The sequence below is a fragment of the Novosphingobium aquiterrae genome, from assembly GCF_042434435.1.
GTDB lineage: Bacteria > Pseudomonadota > Alphaproteobacteria > Sphingomonadales > Sphingomonadaceae > Novosphingobium > Novosphingobium aquiterrae.
Genome location: NZ_JBHLTL010000001.1, coordinates 1 through 25,334 on the forward strand (window position 1 = coordinate 1; position 25,334 = coordinate 25,334).

Sequence of the window (25,334 nt, forward strand, 5' to 3'; positions counted from 1 at the left end):
AACCGCGGCGGCGGCGACGGCGACGTCGACAACGTGGCCACCGCCGACAGCGACCAGACCGGTCCCGACACCGACGATGCCACCGCACCGCTGGTCTACAACCCGCGCATCGATCTTGAGAAATACGTCCAGGTCGATGCCGGTGCGGGCTATGGTGCGTGGGAAGATGCCGACGTGCCAAGCGGCCCGGAAACCAGCGTGGACACTGCGGTCAATTTCAAGGTGGTGCTGACCAATACCGGCAACATCACCCTGACCGCGATCCACATCAATGACCTTCTGCATGACTATGCCAGCAACACTAACTCGGCAATCAACTACACCACCGCCAACGCTTGGGTCGATCTCGACGGCGATAACTTCCGCGATGCCAATGAATCGTGGTCGACGCTTGATGCCAACAATGACGGGACGCTGGACAATACGTCGCTGGCCGTCGGCGGATCGCTGTCGATCTACTACTCGCTGGCTTTCGCCGAGGGTCAGCACACCAACACGGCGACAGTCACTACCACGCAGGGCGCGACCGACACCGATGCGGCCAACTATTACGGCCTCCACGTCGATACCGGTCCGGGGGTGCGCACCCCGGGCTTCTGGAACCGCTGGACAACGCTGTGGGACGGCACGGCGGTGGGCGATCCCAAGCAGATGGGCACCCCCGGCTTCCCGGCGCAGGACGTGCTCTACAAGGTCGACAGCAACGGCGACGGCGTGATCAACGGTCAGGACAAGGCCGGGCTGCTGATCGGTGACTGGGACAAGGACGGGATCCGCGATGCCGGCGAAGACGTGATCTTCATCAGCCTGGCGGATGCCCGCAGCCTGGTCGGTGCGGCGAACAAGACCGTGGGCAGCGACGGGGTGCAGATCATCGGACGCGACCTGATCGCAACCTGGCTCAACTACCTTGAAGGCAATGCCATCGACAAGGCCGGAACCGCCGACAACAGCCACAATCCGCAGCACTTCATCCAGGATGCGGTAAACTATCTGCAGGCCTTTGCCGGGATCAATGGGCCCAACGAGAGCAACAGCGGGGCCAGCGATACCTTCGACGTGTTCGACCTGGCGACGCACAAGGAAACCCGGACCAACAGCACCTATTGGCAGACCGCACATCCCGAGCTGGGCTATGACCACAGCGGTGCGGCGATGCATACGGCGCTGGATACCTATAACAATACCGGCACGATCGACGGCATCTGGTATGCTGGCAGCGCCGACAGCGCGGCATTCCTGGCAGCCTTGGTCCAGGTCCAGGGACCGTAATGCAAAGGCACGGTTAAAGTCGTTGACTGTACGGGTACGAGGCAGGAAGAAGCCTTCCGCCATTTGGGGAATTTGAACTTGCTCTCGTACTCGGACGTTGAAGTTCCCAAGGGCCGGATCGCTCCATGGCTGTCCGGCCCACTGCGCAAGAACCGCGCGATCTATACCCGCGTCGCCCTGGCAGCGGTGATGATCAACGTCTTCTCGCTGATCACCTCGCTGTTCACGATGACGGTCTATGACCGGGTGGTGCCGAACAATGCGACGGATTCGCTGATTGGGCTGACGCTGGGCCTGGCGCTGATCCTGTGCTTCGACTTTGCGCTCAAGCTGCTCCGTGCCTACTTCGTCGATGTTGCGGGGGCGCGGATCGATCGCGACATCGGCAAGTCGATTTTCCAGCAGATCCTCGACATGCGGCTCGATCTCGGCCGCAGCTCGACCGGCGGTCTTGCCGGGCTGGTCCGCGAGATCGAGACGCTGCGCGATTTTTTCGCCTCGGCCACGCTGACCGCGCTGGTCGATCTTCCGTTCATCTTCATAACCCTGGCGGTGATTGCGATGATCGGCGGCAATATCGTCTGGGTCCCGCTGCTGCTCATCCCCGTGGTGATCATCACGGCCTTGGTGGCTCAGCCTGTGATGCAAAAGCTTTCCGCCGAAACGCTCGGCGAAGCGCTGGGTAAGCAGGCCGTGCTGGTCGAAACGATCGGCAGCCTGGAGACGGTCAAGTCAGCCAATGCCGGCGACATGCTGGCCGAACGCTGGGACAAGGCGGTAATGGGCCACGCCGGAGTTTCGCTGCGCCAGCGGCTGGTCTCGACCATTTCGATCAATATGGCCGGAACCATGCAGACCGTGGCCTATACCGGGGTGGTGATCTTCGGGGTCTATGCGATCCAGGCACGGACGCTGACCATGGGCGGGCTGATTGCCTGTTCTATCCTGTCGAGCCGTGCGGTTGCCCCGCTGGCGACGATCGCCCAACTGCTGACCCGGATCAATTCAGCGCGTACCGCCTATCGCCAGATCGACAAGATGATGGCGCAGCCGCCCGAGGGTCCTGCCGGCGAAGGCATCCGGCTGCAGAACCTGGCCGGCGCGATCGAGTTTCGCGACGTCGATTTCCGCTATCCGGGCGCGCCCGAACTGGCGCTGACCAAGGTTTCGTTCCGGATCAACCCGGGCGAACACGTCGCCCTGATCGGGCCGATCGGATCGGGCAAGTCAACCATAGCGCGGCTCATCATCGGGCTCTATCCGCCCGCCAGCGGACTGGTGTTGATCGACAACACCGACATCCGCCAGTTCACCCCGCCCTCTCTGCGGGCCAAGGTCGGGGCATTGTTCCAGGACAACGTGCTGCTGACCGGGACAATACGCGACAACATCATGCTTGGCCGCGACGATGTCGACGATGCCGAGATGCTGCGCGCCGCGCAGGTCAGCGGAGCGCACGATTTCATTTCGCAGATCCCCAACGGCTATGATTTGCGCTTGCACGACCGCGGCGAAGGCCTGTCCGGCGGGCAGCGCCAGGCGATCGCCATGGCCCGTGCACTGGTCGGCAAGCCGCCGATCCTGGTGCTGGACGAGCCGACATCATCGGTCGACACCGAGACCGAGGCGCGGCTGATGCAGCGCCTGAAGGGCGAATTTGCCGGACGGACGCTGATCCTGATCACCCATCGGCCCTCGCTGCTCAGCCTGGCCGACCGGGTTATCGTCATGGCCCGGGGCCGGGTCGCGATGGACGGACCAACCGCCGACGTACTGCGTCAGGTCTCGCGCCCGCGCACCGTCAATGCGCCCCAGATTGCAAAGGGCTGAGCCATGGCCAACATGCTCGATTATCTCAAAGGCGACGAAGCCGACCTCGACGAGCAGGAGTTCAAGGCCCGCAAATCGGCCAATGTGCTGCTCTACATCATCGGCGGTTTCTTCATCATCTTCCTGCTCTGGGCGACCTTCACCAAGCTTGACCGTACGGTCCATTCGATGGGGCGGGTGGTACCGAGTTCGAAACTGCAGGTGGTGTCGAACCTGGAAGGCGGCGTGATCGACGAAATCCTGATCAAGCCCGGCCAGACGGTGAAGCGCGGTGACGTGCTGGTGCGCCTGTCACCGACGCTGAGCAGTGCCCAGTTCGGCAGCTCTTCCGCCTCAGTCGACGCGCTGCGGGCACGCATTGCCCGGCTAAGCGCCGAAGTGCGCGGCGGGACGCCCGACTACAACGGCGTCGCCAGCAGCCAGGTCTCGGTCGAGCGATCGCTTCATTCGGCGCGCGCCGCGGAACTGCAGGGCATGATGGCCGCAGGCCAGGCCCGCGCGGTTCAGGCCGAGCGCGCCGTGGCCGAAGCCGAAGCCATGCTGGCAGCCAAACGCTCCAATCTCGACGCTGCGAGCAACGAGCTCAAGATGATGGAGCCGCTCGCCGCACAAGGGATCGTGAGCAGGCTGGATCTGATCAAGGCCCAGAACGCTGTCACTGTCGCCCGCAACGATGTCGCTGCAGCCGATGCCGGGGTGGCCCGGGCACGCTCCGCCGTGGCCGAGGCGCGCTCCGCCGCTGCCCAGGCCCGCAGCGACTGGATGGGCCGGGCCGGGCTGGAACTGTCGCAAGCCCAGGCCGAACTCTCGGCGCAGCAGCAAACCCTCCCTGCCCTGTCCGACAAGGTCGATCGCACCACGATCCGCGCGCCGATGACCGGACGGGTCAACCGCGTGCTGGTCTCGACCGTCGGTGGCAGTGTCGCGCCGGGATCGCCGGTTGCCGAAATCGTCCCGACTGGCGACACCTTGTTCATCGAAGCGATGGTGCGCCCGGCGGACATTGCCAACGTCCGCATCGGGCAGACCGCCAGCGTCGAAATCACCGCCTACAATTCGGCGATTTTCGGCAAGCTGGACGGCAAGGTCATGTCGATTTCGCCCGATGCCCTGGTCAACGACAAGACCGGCGAAAGCTTTTATACGGTCGAAGTCGAAACGACCGGGCCGCTGCTTGACGGCGAAGGCAAGAAATTGCCGATCGGCCCTGGCATGATTGCCAACGTAAATCTGCTCGGCGAAAAGCGTTCGGTGCTGTCCTACATCTTCTCGCCGATCACCCGTCTGGCCGAGAACGCTTTCCGCGAATAGGCAGAGCACGGCCTATTGCGCGCAAGCCACGGATTCAGGCTGGTATCTCGCGACAATGGCGCTAGTTTCGCGATCCGAGCATGGAGACAGCCGCCTGGCCTGATCCCTGCGGGTCGCTTTTGGAGGGACTGAAGATGGCAACCGACTGGGCTGCAGACGTCAAGAAATACGCGCCGAACGCCGACGAAGGCGTGATTGCGGCCATTGTCCGTTACTGCGGGATCGCGCTGCGCAATCGCGATTCCGCACTGGTCTCGTTCAGCGACCCGACCGAACTGGCCCGGGTACGGACCAATTACCTGCAGAAGAAGCTGGGCCTGACCCAGGCCGATAGCGTGCTCGACGCCGCGATCGCCAAGGTTGGCAATGCGATGAAGGCGGATCGCACGAAGAACCGCGTGACGGTCTATTACCTGCTCGCCGCCGAATTCGGCAAGCTGGGGCTCTTTGCTCCCAAGGGCAAGGTTGCCGCGGCGGCCGCACCGGCGGCCAAACCGGCGGCAAAGGCACCTGCGGCCAAGGCGACTGCCCCTGTGAAGGCTGCAACGACGCCCAAGGCCGCCGCGCCGGCCAAGGTGCCTGCTGCGAAGAAGGCGCCGGGTAAGGCTGCCGCTCCGGTCGCCAAGCCCGCCAAGGCCCCGGTGGCCAAGGCTGCTGCCCCGGCTGCCAAGCCCGCCAGGGTCGCTGCTGCGCCCTCAGCCACGGCAAAGCCTGCCACCAAGACCGCGAAGGCCGCCGGCTCCGTTGCCGCTGGCGCCGCCGGCGTCGCTGCCCTGGCGAGCGTGAATGGAGCCAAATCGGCCAAGCCTGCTGCCAAGAAACCTACTGCCAAGGCCACGACGACCAAGACTGCGGCCACCAAGGCATCGGTCAAGCCGGTCGTGGCTGCGGCTCCGGTCGTAGCACCGGCACCTGCCCCTGCACCGGCCCCGGCACCTGCGCCAGCTCCTGTCGCCAAGGCTGCAGAAATTCCGGCAGCCAGCACCGCTGCGGCCAGCACGCCGCCAACGCGTCCCGCAGCTGCCGTGCAAGGCGCTGCTGGCGAAGCCGGCCGCGATGAAGGCGGCATGGGCTGGCTGTGGTGGTTGCTCGGTGCTGCCCTGCTTGCCTTCTTCGCCTGGTGGCTGTTCGGGCGCGGCCCGGCGGAAGATACCGCAGCGACAGCCACGCCGAGCGAAGCCGTGACCAGCACGGACACGGCCGTCCCTGCCGACGCGGCAGCGGGCGCGGCGGTAACCACCGATCTCGCCGCTGCTCCAGCGGAAGGCACCGTGACCATCCCGGCTGGCGCGGGGGTTACCTCTGAAACCCGTGACAGCAAGCCGGTGGTCAAGGTTTACTTTGACAGCGGCAAGACCGCCGTTGCTCCGGCGTTCGCCGACGCTGCAGGTGGACTGAAGGCCTGGCTCGAAGCCCATCCAGGCACCAGCCTGCAGGTTTCGGGCTATAACGACCCGTCTGGCAACGCCGCGCAGAATGCCGAACTTTCCAAGCAGCGCGCCCAGGCCGTTGCGACGGATCTGGTCAAGGCCGGCATTCCGGATGGTTCGGTTGCATTGGTAAAGCCCGAAGCAACCACCGACACTAGCGTCGCCAAGGACGCGGCGCGCCGAGTTGAAGTGACGGTCAAATAGTCAGCAGCCTGACGCAGAGACAGAAAGGGGCGGCATCCACCAGGATGCCGCCCCTTTTGCTTGCCTGATTAACGCTCAGCGCAGCGAAACGACCCAAGGCTCAGCGCAGCGAAACAACGTTATCGCTGCTGCGCGGGTCCTTGCGGTTGCCAAGGTATTGGCTGGCCATCGGCTCGTCGCTGACGGTCACCGCCGCAGCCTGGCCGAAACCGTTGAACGCGGTCTTCATCGCCGCGCCATAGGCGCCCAGCATGCCGATCTCGATATAGTCACCGGCCTTGATGTCCGCCGGCAGCAGGAACGGGCCTTCCATGTAGTCGGCGTCGTCGCAGGTCGGGCCATAAAAGGCGAAGCCGGTCTTGGCCTCAGCGCGATCCTCGCTGAGGCACTGCACCGGGAAGCGCCAGCCGACATGCGCGGCATCGTAAAGCGCGCCATAGGCGCCGTCGTTGATGTACAGCTCATCACCACGGGTCTTCTCGACCTTGACGATCAGCGAGTTGTATTCGGCGCACAGAGCGCGGCCGGGCTCGCACCACAGTTCCGACGAGTACGAAACTGGCAGCGATTCCGCAGCGCGGTGAATCGCGGCAAAGAAGTCCTCAAGCGGCGGCGGCTCCATCCCCGGATAGATCGACGGGAAGCCCCCGCCGACATCGACGATGTCGACCGTGACCGACGCATCGACCACGGCGGCGCGGACGCGTTCCAGCGCCTGGACATAGGCAAACGGGGTCATCGCCTGCGACCCGACGTGGAAGCAGATCCCCAGCGCGTCGGCGACCTGGCGGGTCGCCTGGAGCAGCGGCGCGGCATCGGCCAGGTCAATCCCGAACTTGCTTGCCAGGCTCAGCTCCGAAAACTCGGACGAAACGCGCAGCCGCACGCACAGCGACAGGTCGTCGGCGCCGTTGGTGGCCTCGACAATCTTCGCCAGCTCGTCATGGCTGTCGAGGCTGAAAGTGCGCACGCCGTGCTGGTTATAGGCTTCGGCAATCGCGGCGCGGCCCTTCACCGGGTGCATGAAGCACAGAACCGCTTCGGGCAGCACGCTGCGAACCAGCCGCACTTCGGCGATCGAGGCGACGTCGTAGTGCGTCACCCCGGCCTGCCACAGCACCTGCAGCAGGTCAGGCGACGGGTTGGCCTTCACCGCATAGAGCGACTTGCCCGGAAACGTCTCGGTGAAGAAACGGGCTGCGCGTGCCGCGGCGTGCGGACGGTTGAGGATAACGGGTTCGTCGGGCGAAAGGGCGCGAACTACAGCCGATGCATCGTTGAAATGGTGCAACTCAAGGGACCCCCAATAGGCCTTTCGGCCAGGTAACACGAAGACGAGGCTGCCTTGCGGTTATTGGAAGTCCCCTTGGGGCAGCGGAGGGCGGATATAGGGGTCCCATGATTAAGCGCAACTGAATTTTTGCGACCGTATTGCGACGGGACGGATTGTTGCGATTAACCGTGCAATATCAGATGCTCAGCCACGGCATTGTAGGCCGGAAGCGAGGTCGGATCGAACGCGGTATTGGCCGCGACCGGATGCGAGCCGAATCGGACGATGACCATCTCGGCGGCGGGATCGATGTAGATCGCCTGACCGTGGATCCCCCGCGCCGAATAGGCGCCATGGTTGCCGCCGACGAACCACCACTGGCTGCGATAGGATCCGCCCGGCAGCCAGGCATAGCCGGCGGGATCGAAAGCGGCGGTGCTGCCGCCTGCCGTGATCGAGGCGAGCGCCGCAGCGTGGATCGGCTGCCCGCCCCCGGGCAGCGCCCCGCCCAGCCGCATGACCTCGCCAAAACGGGCCATGTCGCGCAGCACCGGGTTGAGCCCACCGCCGGCAAAGGGCATGCCGCTGGTATCGGTAAGGAAATCGGCGTCCTGCTCCATCCCCAGCGGCTGCCAGATCCGCCGCGAAAGGACCTGGTCCAGCCGCTCGCCCTCGGTCCGCGCGACGATCCAGCCAAGCACCTCGGTGTTGCAGGTGCGATAGGTGAAGCGCTGGCCGTGTTCGCCCTCCTTGGCGATGGTCGGCAGGAACGCGAAGACGTCGTCCGCCCCGGCATAGCCCGATGGCCGCGGGGTCAGGCCCAGGGCATTGCTCATCGCGCCGATGCCGGATGCGGGATCGGTGTATTCCTCGCTGAAATCGAGCGCGGTGGTCATGTCCATGACCTGGCGGAGCGTGGCGTCGGCAAAGCCGCTGCGGGCCAATTCGGGCACAAGATCGCCAACGAGCGCTGCGGGATCGAGCCGGCCTTCGGCAATCAGCATCTCGGCCAGGGTGCCGACAAAGCTCTTGGTCACCGAAAAGGCGATATGCGGCGTGTCCTGGCGGGTGACGCCGAAATAGCGCTCATAGACGATGGTCCCGCGGTGCAGGACCAGCACGGCATCGGTGAAATTGACCGCGTGGACATCGCCCCAGGTCAGGCTGCGGCCGTCGTCGGGCCGCGTAAAGGCAACCGCGTCCAGATCGTCGCGCAGCGCCACCGGAAGCTGCCACACCGGCCCCTGCCCCCGCCCAACCCGCGCCGTCGGCAGGAATTCGCGCATGTGCGAGAAGGCGTGGCGATGAGTGGGAAAGCGCATGTGATCGGCCCGCGCCCAGGCCAGCCGCTTGTCCGGCGCGGGCGGCAGGCCCTGCATCCAGCCCATGCTGACGGGATCGCTGGTAACGGCGTCTAGGATCTTGTCGGGCACGGCGCTCTCCACAGGTGACTGGCGCCGACCATGCCCTAGGAAAGCCGGTCGCGAAAGTCCTCGTAGCCGAACTTGCGCACCTGCTCGAGGCTGTCGCTGGCGCTGTCCCACAGCCAGATCGAGGGCAGCGGCACGCCGTTGAAGGTGGTGGTCTTGACCATCGAATAATGCGCCTGGTCGAGGAAGGCGAAGCGCTGGCCGACCTGCGGCCCCTGGGCAAAGCGGTAGTCGCCGATAACGTCCCCGGCCAGACACGACGGCCCGCCCAGCCGTACGGCACCGCCGGCAGTCTCGTCGACCTCGGTGTCCAGCTGGGGCAATTCACCCAGCATCGCCGGACGATATGGCGCTTCGATGACGTCGGGCATATGGCAGGTCGCGGAAATGTCGGTGATCGCCACCGGCATTCCGTTCTCGCCAATATCGAGTACGGTGCCGACCAGGATCCCGGCATCGAGCGCCACGGCCTCGCCGGGTTCGAGGTAGATCTCGGCCCCGGTATCGTCCTTCATGTCGAGCAGGAACTGGACCAGATCGTCACGCTGATAGTCGGCCCGGGTGATGTGATGCCCGCCGCCCAGGTTGAGCCATTTGAACTGGCCGAAGTACGGCTCGAGATAGTCGAAAGCGACATCCCAGGTGCGCTGCAGCGGTTCGAAATCCTGCTCGCACAGGGTGTGCATATGGATCCCGTCGACCATGGCCATGTGCTCTTCGGTCAGCTGGTCGATTGGGAAGCCCAGCCGCGAATGCGGTGCGCAGGGATCATAACGCGGCACTTCACCTTCGGGGTGCAAGGGATTGATCCTGAGGCCAATATCGAAGCTTTCGCCGCGTGCCTTGGCGGCGTCGATGATCGCGCTACAGCGCAGGATCTGCTGCGGCGAATTGAAGATCACGTGGTCCGACAGGCGCAGGATTTCATCGAGGTCTTCAGGCTTGTAGGCCGCGCAATAGGTCGCGATCTCGCCATCGTAGAACTCGCTGGCCAGCCGCGCTTCCCACAGACCGGACGTACACACTCCGTCGAGGTACTCCCCGATGATCGGCGCGGTCGACCACATCGAAAAGGCCTTGAGCGCCGAGAGCAGCTTGATCCCCGCCCGGTCGCGGACATCGGCGAGGATCGACAGATTCTCCCGCAGCCGCGCGGCATCGACCACAAAGCTGGGGCTGTCGACGCGGCTGAGGTCGAAGCGGGCAAAAGCCCCCGGATCGCCGGCTCTGGTTTCCATTAGAAATCGACAGGCCCGGCCAGTTCCTTGACCTGCCACGGCAAGCCCTGCTCGTTTAGCATGTCCATGAACGGATCGGGGTCCATCTGCTCCATGTTGAACACGCCGTCACCCTGCCACGCCCCGGTCAGCATCATCGCCGCACCGATCATTGCGGGGACGCCGGTGGTGTAGCTGATCGCCTGGTTGCCGGTTTCGGCATAGGCCTCTTCGTGGTCGCAGATGTTGTAGATGTAGAAGGTCTTCTCGCCGCCGCCATCCAGCGCTTCGCCGGTGGCGATGTCGCCGATGTTGGTCTTGCCCTTGGTGGTGGCGCCCAGCGTTTCGGGCTTGGGCAGGACCGAGGCAAGGAACTGCAGCGGAACGATTTCGCGGCCCTGGTACATCACCGGTTCGATCCCGATCATGCCGACATTCTTCAGCACCGTCAGGTGGTTGATATAGGCATCGCCAAAGGTCATCCAGAACCGGGCGCGTTCCAGTTCGGGGATGAACCTGGCGAGGCTTTCCAGTTCCTCGTGGTACATCATGTACATGTTCTTGGCGCCGACCGCCTCGAACTCGAATTCGACCTTCTTCGAAAGCGCCGGGGTTTCGACGAACTGGCCGTTCTCCCAGTGCCGCGCCGCCGCGGTCACTTCGCGGATGTTGATTTCCGGGTTGAAATTGGTGGCGAAGGCCTGGCCGTGATCGCCGCCGTTGCAATCGAGGATATCGAGCTGGCGGATGGTCTTGAGCTTGTGCTTCTTGAGCCACATCGCAAAGACGCTGGTCACCCCCGGATCGAAACCCGATCCGAGCAGCGCCATCAGCCCGGCGTCCTTGAAACGGTCGTGGTAATCCCACTGCCACGAATATTCGAACTTGGCCTGATCCTTGGGTTCGTAGTTGGCAGTGTCGAGGTAATCGACCCCGGCGGCGAGGCACGCGTCCATGATCGGCAGGTCCTGGTAGGGCAGCGCCAGGTTGACCACCAGCCTGGGCTCGATCTGCTGGATCAGCCGGGTCAGCGCGGGCACTTCCTCGGCGTCGATCTCATAGGTCTGCACGGTCTGGCCGGTGCGTTCCTTGACCGAAGCGGCGATCGCATCGCATTTCGCGCGGGTCCGGCTGGCGAGGTGAATCTCGCTGAAAATCCCGGCATTCATCGCCATCTTGTGGACGCACACCGAACTGACGCCGCCTGCGCCGATCACCAGAACCTTGCTCATGCCGCGAATCTCCTTGCCGTCATTGGCCGCGCATATAGGATTGTTTCATGACCGCACAACAAACACGCAGCCCGACTCCGGAGGGGGTGGCGCGCGCCGCCGGCAAGATAGCCGAACTGCTGCCGAAAACACCCCTGCTCGAAGCCGAGATCAATGGCGTCCAAGTGTGGCTCAAGGCGGAGAGCCTCCAGCCGATCGGATCGTTCAAGATCCGCGGCGCCTGGCACCGGCTGAGCGACTTATCGGCCGAGGAACGCGCGCGCGGCGTCGTCGGCGTGTCAAGCGGCAACCATGCCCAGGGCGTGGCCTGGGCGGCGCAGCGGCTGGGGATCGATGCGACCATCGTCATGCCCGCCGATGCCCCGCAGGTGAAGATCGCCGCGACCCAGGGCTATGGCGCGCGCACCGTGCTTTACGACCGGCCCGGCGGCGAAGACCGCGACGCGGTGGCGCAGCGCCTGATCGACCAGAGCGGGGCAACGCTGGTCCATGCCTTTGCCGACGCCTGGGTGATCGAGGGCCAGGGCAGCATGGGGCTGGAAATCGCTGCGCAGTTGGCTGCGCGCGGGCAAACGGGACCGACCCGGATCGTTTGCCCCTGCGGCGGCGGCGGGATGACCGCGGGGCTGGCGCTGGCCTGCCCCGATGCAGAGATCGTTCCGGTCGAACCGGAAGGCTGGGACGACGTAAAGCGCAGCCTGGCCGCCGGAGCAATCGTCCCCGTCGCCAAGGATGCGCCGCCCACCGCCTGCGACGCCCTGCAGACCCCGGCGACGCGGCCGATCAACTTTGCCGTGCTGCAACGGCGGGTCACGGCAGGCCTTGATGTTTCCCCCGCCGAAGTCCGCGCGGCGCAGCGCTGGGCCTTCGGCACCCTGCACCTGGTGATCGAACCCGGCGGCGCGGCGGCGCTGGCTGCAGCTCTGGCCGGCAAAGTCACGCTGGACGGGGGCACGGTGATCGTCCTGTCGGGCGGAAACACCGATGCCGCGGCCTTTGCCAGGGTCATCGCTGGCAGCGACTAGTTGCAATTGACAAGCGAGTCAGCCCCGCGCACCTTCGCCGCCATCGGCTAGAACCGAGGGGGAGAAACAATGCAGGCTCAAATTCTGGCGCCTGGCGCCGCGCTGGTACTGTGGTCGATCGTCATGCTGATGTGGACCGCCGGAACCCGGCTTCCCGCGATGTCCAAGCTGGGAACCGATCTCAAGACCGCCCCGCCCGGCGGCCGCGGTGCGAACCTTGAAGGGGTTCTGCCTGATTCCGTGCAGTGGAAATCGCACAACTACGCCCACCTGATGGAGCAGCCGACGATCTTCTATCCGACGCTGGTGATCCTGGCGCTGATGGGGACGACCGCGATGGATGTTACGCTGGCCTGGGCCTATGTCGCGCTGCGCGTGGTTCATTCGATCGGGCAGGCAACGGTCAACACGATCCCGGTGCGCTTCACGCTGTTCCTGCTGTCGACCGCGTGCCTGCTGGTGCTGGCGCTGCACGCCGCCAAGCTTACCATGTTCGCTGCCTGAGGGGGAAAGACGATGATTGGAATGGAAATACTCAAGCCGCTGGCGGTGCTTGCCGGCTGGACGATGATCATGTGGATCTGGATGTACGCCACCCGCATCCCCGCGATCAACAAGCTGCCCAAGCCGACCGAACCCGGCGCCGACCAGGGCTGGACCGGGTCGATGCTGGAAGGGCTGCTGCCGCGCGAAGTGCAATGGAAGGCGCACAATTACAACCACCTCCACGAAGCGCCGACGGTGTTCTATGCCGTGGCGCTGGCACTGGCGATGATCGGTGGCGGTGACGGCCTGAATGCCAAGATCGCCTGGGCCTATGTCGCGCTGCGCATTGCCCACTCGATTTTCCAGGCGACGGTCAACAAGGTCGCGCCGCGCTTCATCCTGTTCGCACTGTCGTCGTTGTGCCTGATGGCGCTGACGCTGCACCTGATCATCGCGCTGTTCCACGCCTGATCCCTGACTAGATACCCGGCCGGAGGCGATCCGGCCGGGCCGTCTAGAACAGTTTGCGGAAGCTGAGCGAGACCACGCGGCCGCGCGGATCGAGGTAATCGGGCTGATAGCTCAGCGGCACTACGCCGTTCGCATCCGTGACCTTTTGCCGCGCATCGAACACGTTATCGATCCCCAGGCTGAGCCGCGCGCCCTTGAAGAACGGTACGGCCTTGGTCAGCTTGGGCATCCGCCCGAGATCGGCGAAAAGGTTGACGTTGACCTTGGCCAGCGCGCCGAAGCGCAGGTCGCTGGTCCCCGGCGCACCGCTGGCACGGACCGCGGTCGGCGCCGCCCAGGTGCCCTGGATGAAGGTGCCGAAGCCCTTGTAGAACGCGCCGCCGTTGAACTCCAGGCTGTGGCGCGGGGTACCGCCGCCGCTCAGCGCGTCACCATCGAGCAGGTTGAGCGCCGGCACACCGGGCGCAATCAGTACGGTGCTGTCGAACTGGATCGTATGATAGAGCCCCAGGTTCCAGCGGCCCTGCCCGCCGAACATCGCGCCCATCATGCCGCCGCCGCCTGGACCGCGCCCACCGCCACCAGCACCGGGGGGACGACCACCACCGCCGCGCCCGCCTCCGCCGCCACCGAACATGCCGCCCATCATCCCGCCGCCTTCGCTGGGCTTGCCGATCGGGCCGCCAAGGTTGAGGCCCCAGCGCAGGCGCGAGCCCTTCTGCTCGGCAAGGGTGACCGGGCGCTGATCGACCGACAGGATATTGCCCGCCCCGTCGCGCACCACGCGCCCCGGAAAGGCTGCTTCAATCGCCGGGGTCAGCAGCGGGAAGCTGGCCGACACTTCGGTCGAATTGTTGCGGAAGTATTCGACGAGCAGGCTGGAGTTGTTCAGCCCTGGGATCTGCCAGTTGGCCGACAGCTTCAGGTCGCGCTGGCGCTCCTTGACCAGATCGGGATTGCCGCCGCCGATAACCGTGGCCAGCACCGTCTGCCCGGTGGTGAAGTCATAGACCGGGACGTTGAAGGTCTGGGTCTGCGGCAGGCCCAACTGCGACAGGCTGGGAGCAACCTCGTTGACGATGTAGCTGGCCTGCAGCCCCAGCCGGTCGGTCGGCTTCCAGGTCAGCCCGGCGCTCCAGTCGACCACCCCGCCAAAGTCCGACACGTGGTCATAGCCCGCGCTGACATTCAGGCTGATGTCGCCCAGTGCCGCCAGCACGTCGTCGCGGCGGCTGGTCAGCGGCAGCGACAGGTTGAACCCGCCGAAGAGCGTCCCGCGGGTCAGATCTGCGCTGGCCGTGCTGCGGGTATCGCTGCTCTGGATGTTGCCCCAGTTGTAGCCGGTGCGAAAGGTTGCCGTGGCCTCGCCCGCGGGCAGGCGGAACGGCCGGCCGGTCAGCGTCGCCAGGCTGGTCAGGCGCTTGGTATCGCTGGTTGCGGTGTCATAGCCCGTGCCGGAAGAGCGGTCGATCAGCGTCTCGTTCTTGCCAAAAGTGGCATCGGCGGTAGCGCTGAACTGCCATTGCCCGAAATTGGTGTTGAGCCCGGCGCCGCCCGAAACTTCGGTGGTATGGTTCACCCGCTCAAGCGGCGCGAGCAGGGAGTCGAGCCCCGATCCCGAACGACTGTCAGCGCGGGTGACATTGCCGTTGAGGCTGAGCTGGCCGCCCTTGCCGTCCTTGCCCAGCCCTTTCGACCAGCTGATATTGCCGCCGAAATTGCGCGAATCCGCGATCAGGGTACGAAACGGCGCGGGATCGGGACTGCCCGGCGCGGCGGCGGTGGTCTGGATGATATTGCGCTCGGCCTCGGTCAGCGGACTGGTATCGTCGGTGTTGACCGTCACACTGAGCCGGGTCGGCCCCTGGATCTTGAGCAGGGTACCCTCCAGCGACCAGGTCGAAGTCCCGCCCGCGGTCGGCGCGGAAAGCTTGGTTTCGACCGAGCGGCTACGAAAATCGTCCTTGAGGATGAAATTGATCACCCGCGCATCGGGGGGATAGCCATAACGCAGCGCGACTTCCTCGGGCAGCACTTCCATCCGCCGGATCGCCTCGGGCGGGAAATTGCGCATCTCGCGGAAATTGCTGATCCGCTGGCCGTTGACCAGGATCACCGGCTGGCCGCCGCGGCCGCGCCCCGAACCGGTCTGCGCGCTGACCCGGCCAAGCAGTTCGGTGATCGATCCGGCACCGAGTGCGGCGATTTCCTGTTCGTCATAGACCGCGACCGGCGGCTGATCGGTTTCGACCTGCCCGCGCAGGCGGGTGGCGACGACCACGATCTGGTTGGCGTCGCTCTCCGCACCGGCCTCACCCGGCGCCACCACAGCGACGCCGTCGGCGGGCTCTGCCGCAGGGGCGGGATCGCTGGCAGCGGCGGCCGCAGGGGCGGCAGTCTGGTCCTGCGCAAGCGCCGGAGCGGAAACAAGCGCACCGGCCAGTGCGAAGATGGAACTGCTGGTCTTGATCATGGCTTGCCCTGTGGAAAGTCCGGGATGAACTGTCTGTGACCCATCGACAAAGCGCCAATGGCAATGGTCAACCGACGTGGCGAGCGATCCCAAATGGCGCACTTGCTGCACTGCGGCAAGGCGAGCCCGGGTAACAAATTGTCGCCGGCCGGATACATTGCACGCAAACGCACGAGACGGGCAAAGGCTTCCCTTTTGCGCCGCTCGTCGCTATGGCGCGCCGCAATGTCGAAAACTCACTACGGAAACTGAGCGCGGATGGCGAAGGAAGAACTGCTCGAAATGCGGGGCACGGTGGTCGAACTGCTGCCCAACGCCATGTTCCGCGTCCGCCTGGAAAACGATCACGAGATCCTGGGCCATACCGCCGGCAAGATGCGCAAGAACCGCATCCGCGTGCTGGTCGGCGACGAAGTGCTGGTCGAGCTGACCCCCTATGATCTGACCAAGGGGCGGATCACCTATCGCTTCATGCCTGGCCGCGGCGGCCCCGGCCAGTTTGGTTAAGCCCGGCGCGTGACCGCGCCCAGGCTCGTTCTCGCCTCGTCCTCGCCGCGCCGGCGCGATCTGCTGGCCCGCATCGGCGTAATGCCCGATCGCATCGCCAGCCCCGACATCGATGAGAGTCCGCTCAAAGGCGAAAGCCCGCGCGCCTATGCCGAGCGGCTGGCCGAGGCCAAGGCCCGCGCGGTGCCCTGCGCAGCGGACGAAGTGGTCCTGGCTGGTGATACCACGGTCGCGCTGGGCCGGCGCATCCTGCCCCCGGCCGATGACGAGACGGTACAGCGCAGACTGCTGTCGCTGCTGTCCGGACGGCGGCATCGCTGCATTTCAGCGATCTGCACGATCGACGGCACCGGCAAGGTGCGCAAGCGCACGGTGGAAACCGTCGTCGCGTTCAAGCGTCTGTCCGAAGACGAAATCGACGCTTACGTCGCCAGCGGCGAAGGCCTGGGCAAGGCCGGCGGCTATGCCATCCAGGGGCGCGCGGAGGCGCTGATCCGCTTCGTATCGGGCAGTCATTCGGGAGTGATCGGCCTGCCGCTGTTCGAAACCCGCGCCTTGCTCAAAGCGGCGGGAATTCCCCTTGGCTGAGTGGCTGGTCGAGCAGGGCATCGGCGAAGAGCGCGCGGTGCTGGTCGAACGCGGCGCAGCGCTGGCCGCGCGGCTGCGCTGGCCCGGCGGGCTCGAGGCTGGCCTGGTCGAAGAGGCCCGGCTGATCCATCGCACCGCCAATTCGAAGCGCGGCACCGCGCGCTTTGCCAGCGGCGAGGAAGCGCTGGTCGACAGCCTGCCGCACGAAGCGAGCGAGGGTGCAACGCTGCGGCTGATCGTCACCCGCAGCGCGATGGCCGAACGCGGCCGCCTGAAGCGCGCCCAGGCCCGCCCGGCCAAAGAGGCGCTCCGCGCGGCCCCCACGCTGGTCGAGGATCTGGGCGCACGGATTGTCCGCCGCTTCCCCGCCGGTCTGTGGGAGGAGCTGTTCGCCGATGCGTGGGCCGGTGAAGCAACCTTTCCCGGCGGCACGCTAACCATCACGCCGACCCCGGCGATGACCCTGGTCGATATCGACGGCACCCTGCCCCCGCGCGATCTGGCGCTGGCCGCAATCGAACCGCTGGCCCATATGCTGGCGCGGCTCGATCTGGCCGGATCGATCGGCATCGATTTCCCGACTCTATCGGACAAGGACGACCGCAAGAAGATCGACGGCGGGCTTGAGCGGGCATTGGGCGACTGGCCGCATGAGCGCACCTCGATCAACGGTTTCGGCTTCGTCCAGCTGGTTGCCCGCCTGACCCGTCCCTCGCTGCTCCACCTGTTGGCGCGCGACCGGGCCGGTGCGGCGGCGCGGCTGTTGTTGCGCGCGGCCGAGGGGGTTGATACGCCGGGGACGCTGCTCCTTACCTGTCCTCCGGCGGTTGAAGCCGCACTGAAGGCTGAATGGCTGGCCGAACTGGCCCGGCGCACCGGCCGCGAGGTGCGCATTGCGACCGATCCCGGGCTTGCGCTGGCTGGCGGTTTCGCGCAGGCGGTGCCGCTATGACCCTGACCAACCGCAAATGCCCCGTCTGCGGCAAGCCGCGCAGTGCCGAACACAGCCCGTTCTGTTCCACCCGGTGCAAGGACCGCGACCTCGTCCGCTGGCTCGACGATGGCTACGCCCTGCCCGGCCCGCCAGCGATCGACGAAGACGCCGATAAGGCGTGATCGAGGCATAACCCCTCTTGCCAAGCGCAAAGCGGTTCGCCATAGGCGCGCTTCCAATCGCTTTGGCGATGCCCGGATAGCTCAGTTGGTAGAGCAGCGGATTGAAAATCCGCGTGTCGGTGGTTCGAATCCGCCTCCGGGCACCACTCCCCCAGATCTCAGGATTTCAGCGCCGCATAGGCCGCCAGCGCACGTTCGCGCGCGGCGCGGTGATCGATGCGCTTCGCCGGATAGCCCCTCACCGGGCGCTGCGGATCGTGGATCTCTGCATCGGAAAGCCCGGCCAATTCAGGCACCCACTGCCGAATATAACCCGCAGCGTCGAACTTGTCCGATTGGCTGAGCGGGGCCATGATCCGCACGAACATGTTGCTGTCGACCCCGGTCCCCGCGGTCCACTGCCAGTTGACCGCATTGCTGGCGTAATCGGCATCGACCAGCGTATCCCAGAACCACTGTTCGCCGCGGCGCCAGTCGATCAGCAGGTGCTTGACCAGGAAACTGGCGGCGATCATCCGCACCCGGTTGTGCATCCACCCTGTGGCCCACAACTGGCGCATCCCGGCATCGACGATCGGATAGCCGGTGCGACCGTGCTGCCACGCGGCTAGGTCGTCCTCCGCCTCGGCGCCGTCGCGCCACTTCAGCGAGTCGAAGGCGTCGCGCGCGTTCCTGCTGCCGTAGTCCGGGAACTGGACGATCACGTTGGCGGCATAGTCGCGCCAGCCGATCTCACCCAGGAACGTCTCGACCGATCCGCCAGCCCCGGCCACCGCGTGCCACGCCTGGGTCGGTGAAATCTCCCCGAAATGCAGATGCGGCGACAGCATCGAGGTACCAGGCACCGACGGCAGATTGCGTCGCTGTTCATAACGCGCGGCGCGGTCGGCAAAGGCATCGAGGCGCTGGTGTGCGCCCGTCTCGCCCGGGGTCCAATCGCCGCGCATGCCGCCAGCCCAGTCCGGCTTGGTCGGGAGCAAACCCCAGCTGTCGAGATGGTCGCTTTCGGGCCAGTGCGCCGGCGCGGCGATCTGATCCGGCGCGGGCAGCGGCGGCAGGGGCGGCATATGCGCCTGCAGCGCGCGCCAGAACGGGGTGTAGATCTTGAACGGCGTGCCCGACCCGGTGCGCAGCGATCCGGGTGGCACCAGATAGTTGCCGTGGTGCAGGTGCAGCCGCAGCCGGGAATTGACCCCGCGTTCGGCATTGCGCCACCACGGTTCGTAATGGTGCAGAGCGTACACCTCTTTCGCGCCGACCTCTTGTGCAAGCGCCACCAGAACCTTGGCACTCGATCCGCGCCGCAGGATCAGTCGCGACCCGCGCGCTGCCAGATCACGGGCCAGGCGTTCAAGCGAGTGATGCAGCCACCAGCGCGATGCCCCGCCCATCCGGCGATGCCGCGGCGTTTCGTCGTCAAGCACGTAGACCGGGATCACCGGCGCGCCGCTGGCGCAGGCGGCGAACAGCGCGGCCTGATCGGTCAGCCGCAAATCGCGGCGCAGCCAGACAAGCACGGGGGACGGGGATGCGGCGGACATGACTTTGACCCTAGCCGGGTGATTAGGGCTTGCAACCATGCCCCTTTTGCCACGTTGTGCGGCAATGAATGACGTTTTTGCGGTAGCCCCTGCAGCTTCACCCGCCCGCCAGCAGATCACCCCGCGCCACGCCTGGACTGCCGGCGTGCTATGCTGGCTGCTGTTTGCCGCGGTGGCCTGGGCGGTGCTGCGCGGACACCTGACCGGTTTCGACGAAGCGGGCCTGCGCTATTGGCGCAAGGCCGGGGACCTGGGCTGGGCCGGCGGGACCATGTCGCTTGAAGCTGTGCGCGACGTGACCGCTCTGGGCGGGGTGACCCTGCGCGTCGTGTTCAGCATTTCCGCGCTGGTCGCGCTGCTGTTTCTGCGGATGCGGCGCGAGGCCGTACTGCTGGTGCTGACCCTGGTTTCGGGCCTGCTGGTCGAACTGATGCTCAAGGCGCTGGTCGGCCGGGCACGCCCGACGCTGGTGCCGCATCTCGATCTGGCCGGCGGGATGAGCTTTCCCAGCGGGCACAGCTTCAACGCCGCGCTGGGCTTTATCGCCGTGGCGCTCGCCTTTGCGCCGCTCAGCAACCGCCGCGCGGTGCGCTGGACCCTGATTGGCGCCGCCGTGGCGATTTCGTGGGCGGTCGCCTTTTCGCGCGTAATGCTGGGCGTCCACTACCCGACGGACGTCGTCGCCGGCTGGCTTGGCGGCGCTGGCTGGGCCTTCCTGGCCGAAGCTGCCTTGTACCGCCCTGCCAAGGTCGTAGCCGAAGCCGCGAGCTGAAAAGGAACTAAAGCTCCGGCCCGTCTTCGCTAACCGTCCAGGTCTGGCCCTTGGCGAGCAGCTTCTTGAGGTCGGTGTTCTTGCCTTCGCGCGCCTGGGCGTCCTGGCCCAGCACCGCGTCTTCGTAGGTCGGGCGCGGATCGTCGTAGAGCACGCCCAGTGCCATGGGGAACGGACCGAACGGCATTTCGACCAGCATGTGCGCGACCGAGCGGTTGGTGACGTCATGGACGATCACGCCGGCAGCCTGCCAGTCGCCACCCTCAACCTCGACCACTTTGAGGGTCAGCTTTTCGCCATCGAGGGCAATGCCCTTGACCCCGCCGGTCTTCTCGCTGCCGAACAGCATCGGTTCGCCATTCTTGAGCCAGAGCTGGCGATCCTCCGCCCCCTTGGGTGCGGCGAAATCCTCGAACACGTCCTTGTTGTAGACGATACAGTTCTGGAAAATCTCGATAAAGGCGGCACCGCGGTGGGCGTGGGCGGCTTTCAGCACGTCGGGCAGATGCTTCGACACGTCGAAGCCGCGGCCGATGAACCGCGCCCCTGAACCGAGCGCAAAAGCGGCCGGGCTGGCCGGACGATCGACTGAGCCGAGCGGGGTGGTCGGGCTGGTCGTGCCCTGGCGGCTGGTCGGCGAGTACTGGCCCTTGGTCAGCCCGTAGATCTCGTTGTTGAACAGCATGATCTGGCAGTTCAGGTTGCGCCTGATCAGGTGCATCGTGTGGTTGCCGCCGATGCTCATCCCGTCGCCGTCGCCAGTCACCAGCCAGATGTCGAGTTCCGGATTGGCCAGCTTGATCCCGGTGGCAAAGGCCGGGGCGCGGCCGTGGATGGTGTGGAAGCCATAGCTGGCCATGTAATAGGGAAAACGGCTGGAACAGCCGATCCCGCTGACGAACACCGTCTTGGCCGGATCCGCGCCGATTTCGGGCATGGTCCGCTGCACCGCCTTCAGGATCGCATAGTCCCCGCAGCCCGGGCACCAGCGGACTTCCTGGTCCGATTCCCAGTCCTTGAGCGTGGTGGTGATGGTGGCAATCGCGTTCATGGGTTGGCGCTTTCGATGCTGGGCAGCTGCTTGGCGTTCGGTCCGACTTCGTCACCGCCGGCATTGCCGGGGGCGCCGTCGAAGTAGGTCGCGATCGCAGCCTCGATTTCGGCAATGGCGAAGGGCTGGCCCGACACCTTGCTGAGCGGCTGGGCATCGACCAAGTACTGGTCGCGCAGCACGGTCTTGAACTGGCCGGTGTTCATTTCGGGCACGAGGATACGCTCGTAAGACTTTAGCAAATCACCGAGATTTTCCGGTAGTGGCCAGATGTGGCGGACATGGACGTGGCTGACGTCCATGCCCTTGGCCCGCGCCCGGCGCACCGCCTGGTGGATCGGGCCGAAAGTGCTGCCCCAGCCGACCACGGCAAGCTTGCCGCCCGGCTGGCCAAGGCACACGTCCTGCGCGGGGATCGATTTGGCAACGCCATCGACCTTGGCCTTCCGCGCGTCGGTCATCGCCTGGTGCGCCTGGGGGCTGTAGTCGAGATTGCCGGTGCCGGGGTTCTTCTCGATCCCGCCGATGCGGTGCATCAGCCCGGGCGTGCCCGGCTTGATCCACGGCCGCGCGCCCTTGTCGTCGCGGGCATAGGGCAGCAGCATGCCGTCGGGGCCGTTGGGCTTATCGAGGAAGGTCGCCGGGAACGGCGTGAAGGTATCGGGATCGGGCACGGCCCACGGCTCGGCCGCATTGGCGATATAGCCGTCGGTCAGCAGGATCACCGGGGTCATGTACTGGGTGGCGATCCGGCAGGCCTCAATCGCGCATTCAAAGGCGTCGCCGGGGCTGCGCGCGGCGATCACCGGCATCGGCGTATCGCCGTTGCGGCCATAGACCGCCTGATACAGGTCGCTCTGCTCGGTCTTGGTCGGCAGGCCGGTCGACGGCCCGCCGCGCTGCGAATTGACGATCACCAGCGGCAGCTCGGTCATCACCGCCAGGCCCATCGCCTCACCCTTCAGAGCGATGCCCGGACCGGAGGACGAGGTTACGCCCAGGCTGCCCGCATAAGACGCGCCGATCGCTGCGGCGATCGCGGCGATCTCGTCCTCGGCCTGGAAGGTGGTGACGCCGAATTCCTTCAGCCCCGCAAGGTAATGCAGGATCGAGCTGGCCGGCGTAATCGGATAGCCGCCGAAGAACATCGGCAGCGCAGCGAGTTTGGCCCCGGCGACCAGGCCAAGCGCGACGGCTTCGGCCCCGGTTATCGTGCGGTAAAGCCCGGCAGGCGACGGCACCGGATCGATGTGCTGCTTGTGCAGCTGGCCGCCCAGCTCGGCAGTTTCGCCATAGGCATGGCCGGCATTGAGCGCGGCAATGTTGGCTTCGGCCAGCACCGGGTTCTTGCGGAACTTGGCGTTGAGCCAGTCGATCAGCGGCGCCCGGTCACGGTCGAACATCCACAGCGCCAGGCCCAGCGTCCACATGTTCTTGCAGCGCAGCGCTTCCTTGTTGCCCAGCCCGAACGGCTTGACCGATTCCAGCGTCAGCGCGCTGATATCGAAGGCCAGGACATTCCATTTGGCCAGGCTGCCGTCCTCGACCGGGTTGCTCTCGTACTTGGCCTTTTCCAGGTTACGCTTGGTGAACTCACCAGTGTCGGCGATGATCAGCCCGCCGGGCTTGAGCGCGCCGACATTGGTCTTGAGCGCTGCCGGGTTCATCGCCACCAGCACGTCTGGGGCATCACCGGCGGTGTCGATCTCGGTCGATCCAAAGTTGATCTGGAACGCCGAAACCCCGAACAACGTGCCCTGCGGCGCGCGGATTTCCGCCGGAAAATCGGGGAAGGTGGCAAAATCGTTGCCGGTCAGCGCGCTCGACAGCGTGAACTGCCCGCCGGTCAGCTGCATCCCGTCGCCGGAATCGCCCGCGAAACGGACGACGACGGTTTCAGGGTGGTTCTTGATCGATGCTTCGGGATCGGCGATTTGGGTGGCCATGCAAAGTCCTACTTCAGGCGAACGGGGCGCCTCTTGTCCCGGCGCCCTAGTCCCCTCCCATCACAGCGCGCAATCAAGAAAAACTGTCGAGCACGCAATTCGACAAGAGGCCTGACAAGGCGGCTAGTCAAGGGGCTTCTACCCTCTTAACCTGTCGATTAAACAGCTTTGGAAGAGGAAGCCGCCACCATGACCGACACCCCCAACTTTCGCGAAGACGTCCAGGGTTTCCTGGCCATGATCAACAGCCTGCCCGCGCCCGACGCGCTGGTGCCCGAGGAACAGCGCATGGGCTATGTCGCGATGAAGCAGTTGATCGAGGCCGATCCGCGCGACATGGCAGTGATCAAGGACCTCACCTGCCCAGGTCCGGCCGGCGACATTCCCGTGCGGTTTTACGACGTCCGTGCCGAACGCGGTCCATCACCCGCCATCGTCTTTTTCCACGGCGGCGGCTTCGTGATCGGCGATCTTGAAACGCACAATTCGCTGTGCACCGAACTGTCGGCCGAGCTCGACCTGCCGGTGCTGGCGGTGCATTACCGCCTTGCCCCGGAACACCCCTTCCCCGCCGCGCCGGACGACTGCGAAGCCGCGGCGCGTTGGCTGGCGGGCAGTCCGGCCGAATTGGGCCGCACAGTCACCGGACTGGTGACGATCGGCGGATCTGCCGGTGGCAACCTGGCGACCGTGGTGGCCCGCGCGCTGTGCGACAAGCCGGCGGCTGCGCCGATGCTGCTGCAGGTCCTGCTCTATCCCGCCACCGACGAATCGCAGGACGGGTCGATGGACACCTTTGCCGAAGGGCACCTGCTGACCAAGGGCGTGATGGAATGGTTCTATTCGCTCTATCAGCCCAAAAGCGGCGATCCGCGCGCCTTCCCGCTCCATGCCAGCGCCAAGGGCATGTGCCCGTCGATCGTCGCCACCGCGGGGCTCGATCCCTTGCAGGATCAGGGGCTGCGGATCGCTGACAAGCTGGTCGAAGCCGGAGTCGATACGGTCTACCTGCACTTTGCCGGGATGACGCACGACTTCTCGTCGACGCGCAAGGCCCTGCCCAGCGCCGCGGCTGCCACGGCCAAGGTGATCGCGGCGATGAAGTTGATGCTGATGAAGGTTTAGGGCTAAGGGGCAGCCGATGAACGATCGCTTTGCCCACCTACCCTATCGCCCCTGCGTCGGCGTCATGCTGGTCAATCACGCCGGCCATGCCTTCGTCGGCAAGCGTATCGATACCCGCGGCCAGCCCGACGAGGGCGGGACCTATTGGCAGATGCCGCAGGGCGGGATCGACGACGGCGAAGAGCTGCGTGCCGCGGCGCTGCGCGAGCTGTGGGAGGAGACCGGGGTCGAGGAACGCCACGTTACGCTGCTGGCCCAGACCCGCGAGGAGTTGCTCTATGACCTGCCCGACGACCTGATCGGCAAGCTGTGGGGCGGCAAATACCGCGGCCAGCGCCAGCACTGGATGCTGGCCCGCTTTGGCGGCGAAGACAGCGACATCCGCCTCGACGCGCATGACCCGGCCGAATTCGAGGCGTGGCAATGGATCAGCCCGGCCGAGCTGCCCGACCTGATCGTTCCATTCAAGAAGCGCGTCTATCGCGCTGTTCTGGAAGAGTTTCGCGACCTGATCTAATTGGAGGTCACGACCGGCTGGCTTTTGACCTGATCGGCGGTCACCACTTGCGGGGCCGGCCCCTTCTGGATCGCGGCGGCCAGTTCCGTGGTGGCGGGACAGGTGTTGCCGCAAATCTGCTGCAACCGCGACAGGTTGCGCCGTGCCTTTTCCACGGCGCCCTTTTCGACCAGCGCAGCCCCTTCGCCGGCAATGGCAAAGGTGTTGTTGGGATCGATCTTCAGCGCTTCGCGGTAATAGCGCAGCGCCTTGCCCTGCATGCCCTGCTTGCGGGTTGCCTCGGCCAGGTTGAGGTAGATCGCGACATGGCCCGGCTGGATTGCCAGAGCCGATTCAAACGCGTCGATTGCGCTGTCGGCCTGCCCGGCGGCAAGCGCTGCGCGGCCCTGGGCGACCAATGCCGCGGCCCGCGCATCAAGCGGCGCAGGCGGTGCACCCTGCCCGACACTGGCGGTGACCGCCAGAATCGCGGACAAGGCTAGGGCGGCAGGCATGTAGCGCATCAAATGCTCCTTGA

Annotated in this window: 23 protein-coding genes and 1 tRNA gene; 15 read left to right on the forward strand and 9 right to left on the reverse strand. The window is 65.6% G+C overall.

What is annotated here, in order from left to right:
• The 4 genes from ACFFF7_RS00005 to ACFFF7_RS00020 form a co-directional block, all read left to right on the forward strand.
• Positions 1 to 1,272: hypothetical protein (locus ACFFF7_RS00005; RefSeq protein WP_379479313.1), on the forward strand; the 1,272-nt coding region annotated here is incomplete at its 5' end.
• Positions 1,273 to 1,350: 78 nt separating this feature from the next.
• Entirely contained in the window at positions 1,351 to 3,102 is a 1,752-nt protein-coding gene (locus ACFFF7_RS00010; RefSeq protein ID WP_379479314.1) for a type I secretion system permease/ATPase, read from the forward strand.
• A gap of 3 nt (positions 3,103 to 3,105) precedes the next feature.
• Positions 3,106 to 4,413: an HlyD family type I secretion periplasmic adaptor subunit gene (locus tag ACFFF7_RS00015; RefSeq protein ID WP_379479315.1), complete on the forward strand. Its 1,308-nt coding sequence runs from the start codon at positions 3,106 to 3,108 to the stop codon at positions 4,411 to 4,413.
• 134 nt (positions 4,414 to 4,547) lie between these two features.
• Complete coding sequence (locus ACFFF7_RS00020) at positions 4,548 to 6,047, forward strand: DUF2853 family protein (protein ID WP_379479316.1); 1,500 nt, start codon at positions 4,548 to 4,550, stop codon at positions 6,045 to 6,047.
• A 100-nt stretch (positions 6,048 to 6,147) separates the two neighbouring features.
• On the opposite strand, the gene ACFFF7_RS00025 is transcribed toward ACFFF7_RS00020, so the two are convergent.
• The 4 genes from ACFFF7_RS00025 to ACFFF7_RS00040 form a co-directional block, all read right to left on the reverse strand.
• Positions 6,148 to 7,338, reverse strand: coding sequence for a type III PLP-dependent enzyme (locus ACFFF7_RS00025; RefSeq protein ID WP_379479317.1), 1,191 nt, complete (start codon positions 7,336 to 7,338; stop codon positions 6,148 to 6,150).
• Positions 7,339 to 7,502: 164 nt separating this feature from the next.
• On the reverse strand, positions 7,503 to 8,753 hold the full coding sequence (locus ACFFF7_RS00030; RefSeq protein WP_379479318.1) for a serine hydrolase domain-containing protein: 1,251 nt from the start codon (positions 8,751 to 8,753) through the stop codon (positions 7,503 to 7,505).
• A gap of 35 nt (positions 8,754 to 8,788) precedes the next feature.
• Positions 8,789 to 9,988 carry a carboxynorspermidine decarboxylase gene (locus ACFFF7_RS00035; protein ID WP_379479319.1) on the reverse strand — a complete coding sequence of 400 codons (1,200 nt, stop codon included), beginning with the start codon at positions 9,986 to 9,988 and terminating at the stop codon, positions 8,789 to 8,791.
• The gene (locus ACFFF7_RS00040; protein ID WP_379479320.1) at positions 9,988 to 11,199 is read right to left on the reverse strand and encodes a saccharopine dehydrogenase family protein; all 1,212 of its coding nucleotides are present in this window, start codon (positions 11,197 to 11,199) and stop codon (positions 9,988 to 9,990) included. The genes ACFFF7_RS00035 and ACFFF7_RS00040 overlap by 1 nt, the downstream gene beginning before the upstream one ends.
• 47 nt (positions 11,200 to 11,246) lie before the next feature.
• Between ACFFF7_RS00040 and ACFFF7_RS00045 the strand changes: the two genes are divergently transcribed.
• From ACFFF7_RS00045 to ACFFF7_RS00055, 3 genes are all read left to right on the forward strand, one after another.
• Entirely contained in the window at positions 11,247 to 12,224 is a 978-nt protein-coding gene (locus tag ACFFF7_RS00045) for a threonine ammonia-lyase (protein WP_379479321.1), read from the forward strand.
• 69 nt (positions 12,225 to 12,293) lie between these two features.
• Positions 12,294 to 12,728 carry an MAPEG family protein gene (locus ACFFF7_RS00050; protein WP_379479322.1) on the forward strand — a complete coding sequence of 145 codons (435 nt, stop codon included), beginning with the start codon at positions 12,294 to 12,296 and terminating at the stop codon, positions 12,726 to 12,728.
• A gap of 12 nt (positions 12,729 to 12,740) precedes the next feature.
• On the forward strand, positions 12,741 to 13,181 hold the full coding sequence (locus ACFFF7_RS00055; RefSeq protein WP_379479323.1) for an MAPEG family protein: 441 nt from the start codon (positions 12,741 to 12,743) through the stop codon (positions 13,179 to 13,181).
• A gap of 43 nt (positions 13,182 to 13,224) precedes the next feature.
• On the opposite strand, the gene ACFFF7_RS00060 is transcribed toward ACFFF7_RS00055, so the two are convergent.
• On the reverse strand, positions 13,225 to 15,654 hold the full coding sequence (locus ACFFF7_RS00060; RefSeq protein ID WP_379479324.1) for a TonB-dependent receptor plug domain-containing protein: 2,430 nt from the start codon (positions 15,652 to 15,654) through the stop codon (positions 13,225 to 13,227).
• 258 nt (positions 15,655 to 15,912) lie between these two features.
• On the opposite strand from ACFFF7_RS00060, the gene infA reads away from it, so the two are divergent.
• The 5 genes from infA (at position 15,913) to ACFFF7_RS00085 (ending at position 18,011) form a co-directional block, all read left to right on the forward strand.
• Entirely contained in the window at positions 15,913 to 16,161 is a 249-nt protein-coding gene (gene infA, locus ACFFF7_RS00065; protein ID WP_147090742.1) for a translation initiation factor IF-1, read from the forward strand.
• Between the two features lie 9 nt (positions 16,162 to 16,170).
• Positions 16,171 to 16,749 carry a Maf family protein gene (locus ACFFF7_RS00070; protein ID WP_379479325.1) on the forward strand — a complete coding sequence of 193 codons (579 nt, stop codon included), beginning with the start codon at positions 16,171 to 16,173 and terminating at the stop codon, positions 16,747 to 16,749.
• Positions 16,742 to 17,701 carry a ribonuclease gene (locus ACFFF7_RS00075; protein ID WP_379479326.1) on the forward strand — a complete coding sequence of 320 codons (960 nt, stop codon included), beginning with the start codon at positions 16,742 to 16,744 and terminating at the stop codon, positions 17,699 to 17,701. Before ACFFF7_RS00070 ends, ACFFF7_RS00075 begins: the two co-directional genes overlap by 8 nt.
• Complete coding sequence (yacG, locus tag ACFFF7_RS00080; RefSeq protein ID WP_379479327.1) at positions 17,698 to 17,865, forward strand: DNA gyrase inhibitor YacG; 168 nt, start codon at positions 17,698 to 17,700, stop codon at positions 17,863 to 17,865. The genes ACFFF7_RS00075 and yacG overlap by 4 nt, the downstream gene beginning before the upstream one ends.
• Positions 17,866 to 17,935: 70 nt before the next feature.
• A tRNA-Phe gene (locus ACFFF7_RS00085) sits at positions 17,936 to 18,011 on the forward strand.
• A 12-nt stretch (positions 18,012 to 18,023) separates the two neighbouring features.
• Here ACFFF7_RS00085 and ACFFF7_RS00090 read toward each other — a convergent pair.
• Positions 18,024 to 19,406 (reverse strand): cryptochrome/photolyase family protein, encoded by a 1,383-nt coding sequence (locus ACFFF7_RS00090; RefSeq protein WP_379479328.1) that lies wholly within the window; start codon positions 19,404 to 19,406, stop codon positions 18,024 to 18,026.
• 64 nt (positions 19,407 to 19,470) lie between these two features.
• On the opposite strand from ACFFF7_RS00090, the gene ACFFF7_RS00095 reads away from it, so the two are divergent.
• The gene (locus ACFFF7_RS00095) at positions 19,471 to 20,178 is read left to right on the forward strand and encodes a phosphatase PAP2 family protein (protein WP_379479329.1); all 708 of its coding nucleotides are present in this window, start codon (positions 19,471 to 19,473) and stop codon (positions 20,176 to 20,178) included.
• 7 nt (positions 20,179 to 20,185) lie between these two features.
• Here ACFFF7_RS00095 and ACFFF7_RS00100 read toward each other — a convergent pair whose 3' ends face one another.
• Together ACFFF7_RS00100 and ACFFF7_RS00105 are read right to left on the reverse strand one after the other, a co-directional pair.
• Positions 20,186 to 21,229, reverse strand: a complete 1,044-nt coding sequence (locus ACFFF7_RS00100) for a 2-oxoacid:ferredoxin oxidoreductase subunit beta (RefSeq protein WP_379479330.1) — start codon at positions 21,227 to 21,229, stop codon at positions 20,186 to 20,188.
• A complete protein-coding gene (locus ACFFF7_RS00105; RefSeq protein ID WP_379479331.1) occupies positions 21,226 to 23,175 on the reverse strand; it encodes a 2-oxoacid:acceptor oxidoreductase subunit alpha in 1,950 nt (649 codons plus the stop codon). Before ACFFF7_RS00105 ends, ACFFF7_RS00100 begins: the two co-directional genes overlap by 4 nt.
• Before the next feature lie 189 nt (positions 23,176 to 23,364).
• On the opposite strand from ACFFF7_RS00105, the gene ACFFF7_RS00110 reads away from it, so the two are divergent.
• Together ACFFF7_RS00110 and ACFFF7_RS00115 are read left to right on the forward strand one after the other, a co-directional pair.
• Positions 23,365 to 24,300, forward strand: coding sequence for an alpha/beta hydrolase (locus tag ACFFF7_RS00110; protein WP_379479332.1), 936 nt, complete (start codon positions 23,365 to 23,367; stop codon positions 24,298 to 24,300).
• A 16-nt stretch (positions 24,301 to 24,316) separates the two neighbouring features.
• Entirely contained in the window at positions 24,317 to 24,817 is a 501-nt protein-coding gene (locus tag ACFFF7_RS00115; protein ID WP_379479333.1) for an RNA pyrophosphohydrolase, read from the forward strand.
• On the opposite strand, the gene ACFFF7_RS00120 is transcribed toward ACFFF7_RS00115, so the two are convergent.
• Complete coding sequence (locus tag ACFFF7_RS00120; RefSeq protein WP_379479334.1) at positions 24,814 to 25,320, reverse strand: tetratricopeptide repeat protein; 507 nt, start codon at positions 25,318 to 25,320, stop codon at positions 24,814 to 24,816. The genes ACFFF7_RS00115 and ACFFF7_RS00120 overlap by 4 nt on opposite strands.
• Positions 25,321 to 25,334: the final 14 nt, after the last annotated feature.

Excerpts from the sequence above, each read along its gene's own strand:
- ACFFF7_RS00115 (WP_379479333.1), top strand. The coding sequence starts at position 24,317 with ATGAACGATCGCTTTGCCCACCTACCCTATCGCCCCTGCGTCGGCGTC.
- ACFFF7_RS00055 (WP_379479323.1), top strand. The coding sequence starts at position 12,741 with ATGATTGGAATGGAAATACTCAAGCCGCTGGCGGTGCTTGCCGGCTGG.
- ACFFF7_RS00100 (WP_379479330.1), bottom strand. The coding sequence starts at position 21,229 with ATGAACGCGATTGCCACCATCACCACCACGCTCAAGGACTGGGAATCG.
- ACFFF7_RS00090 (WP_379479328.1), bottom strand. The coding sequence starts at position 19,406 with ATGTCCGCCGCATCCCCGTCCCCCGTGCTTGTCTGGCTGCGCCGCGAT.
- ACFFF7_RS00120 (WP_379479334.1), bottom strand. The coding sequence starts at position 25,320 with ATGCGCTACATGCCTGCCGCCCTAGCCTTGTCCGCGATTCTGGCGGTC.
- ACFFF7_RS00035 (WP_379479319.1), bottom strand. The coding sequence starts at position 9,988 with ATGGAAACCAGAGCCGGCGATCCGGGGGCTTTTGCCCGCTTCGACCTC.
- ACFFF7_RS00015 (WP_379479315.1), top strand. The coding sequence starts at position 3,106 with ATGGCCAACATGCTCGATTATCTCAAAGGCGACGAAGCCGACCTCGAC.
- ACFFF7_RS00105 (WP_379479331.1), bottom strand. The coding sequence starts at position 23,175 with ATGGCCACCCAAATCGCCGATCCCGAAGCATCGATCAAGAACCACCCT.
- ACFFF7_RS00060 (WP_379479324.1), bottom strand. The coding sequence starts at position 15,654 with ATGATCAAGACCAGCAGTTCCATCTTCGCACTGGCCGGTGCGCTTGTT.
- ACFFF7_RS00020 (WP_379479316.1), top strand. The coding sequence starts at position 4,548 with ATGGCAACCGACTGGGCTGCAGACGTCAAGAAATACGCGCCGAACGCC.
- ACFFF7_RS00040 (WP_379479320.1), bottom strand. The coding sequence starts at position 11,199 with ATGAGCAAGGTTCTGGTGATCGGCGCAGGCGGCGTCAGTTCGGTGTGC.
- ACFFF7_RS00110 (WP_379479332.1), top strand. The coding sequence starts at position 23,365 with ATGACCGACACCCCCAACTTTCGCGAAGACGTCCAGGGTTTCCTGGCC.
- ACFFF7_RS00050 (WP_379479322.1), top strand. The coding sequence starts at position 12,294 with ATGCAGGCTCAAATTCTGGCGCCTGGCGCCGCGCTGGTACTGTGGTCG.
- ACFFF7_RS00045 (WP_379479321.1), top strand. The coding sequence starts at position 11,247 with ATGACCGCACAACAAACACGCAGCCCGACTCCGGAGGGGGTGGCGCGC.
- ACFFF7_RS00095 (WP_379479329.1), top strand. The coding sequence starts at position 19,471 with ATGAATGACGTTTTTGCGGTAGCCCCTGCAGCTTCACCCGCCCGCCAG.
- infA (WP_147090742.1), top strand. The coding sequence starts at position 15,913 with ATGGCGAAGGAAGAACTGCTCGAAATGCGGGGCACGGTGGTCGAACTG.
- yacG (WP_379479327.1), top strand. The coding sequence starts at position 17,698 with ATGACCCTGACCAACCGCAAATGCCCCGTCTGCGGCAAGCCGCGCAGT.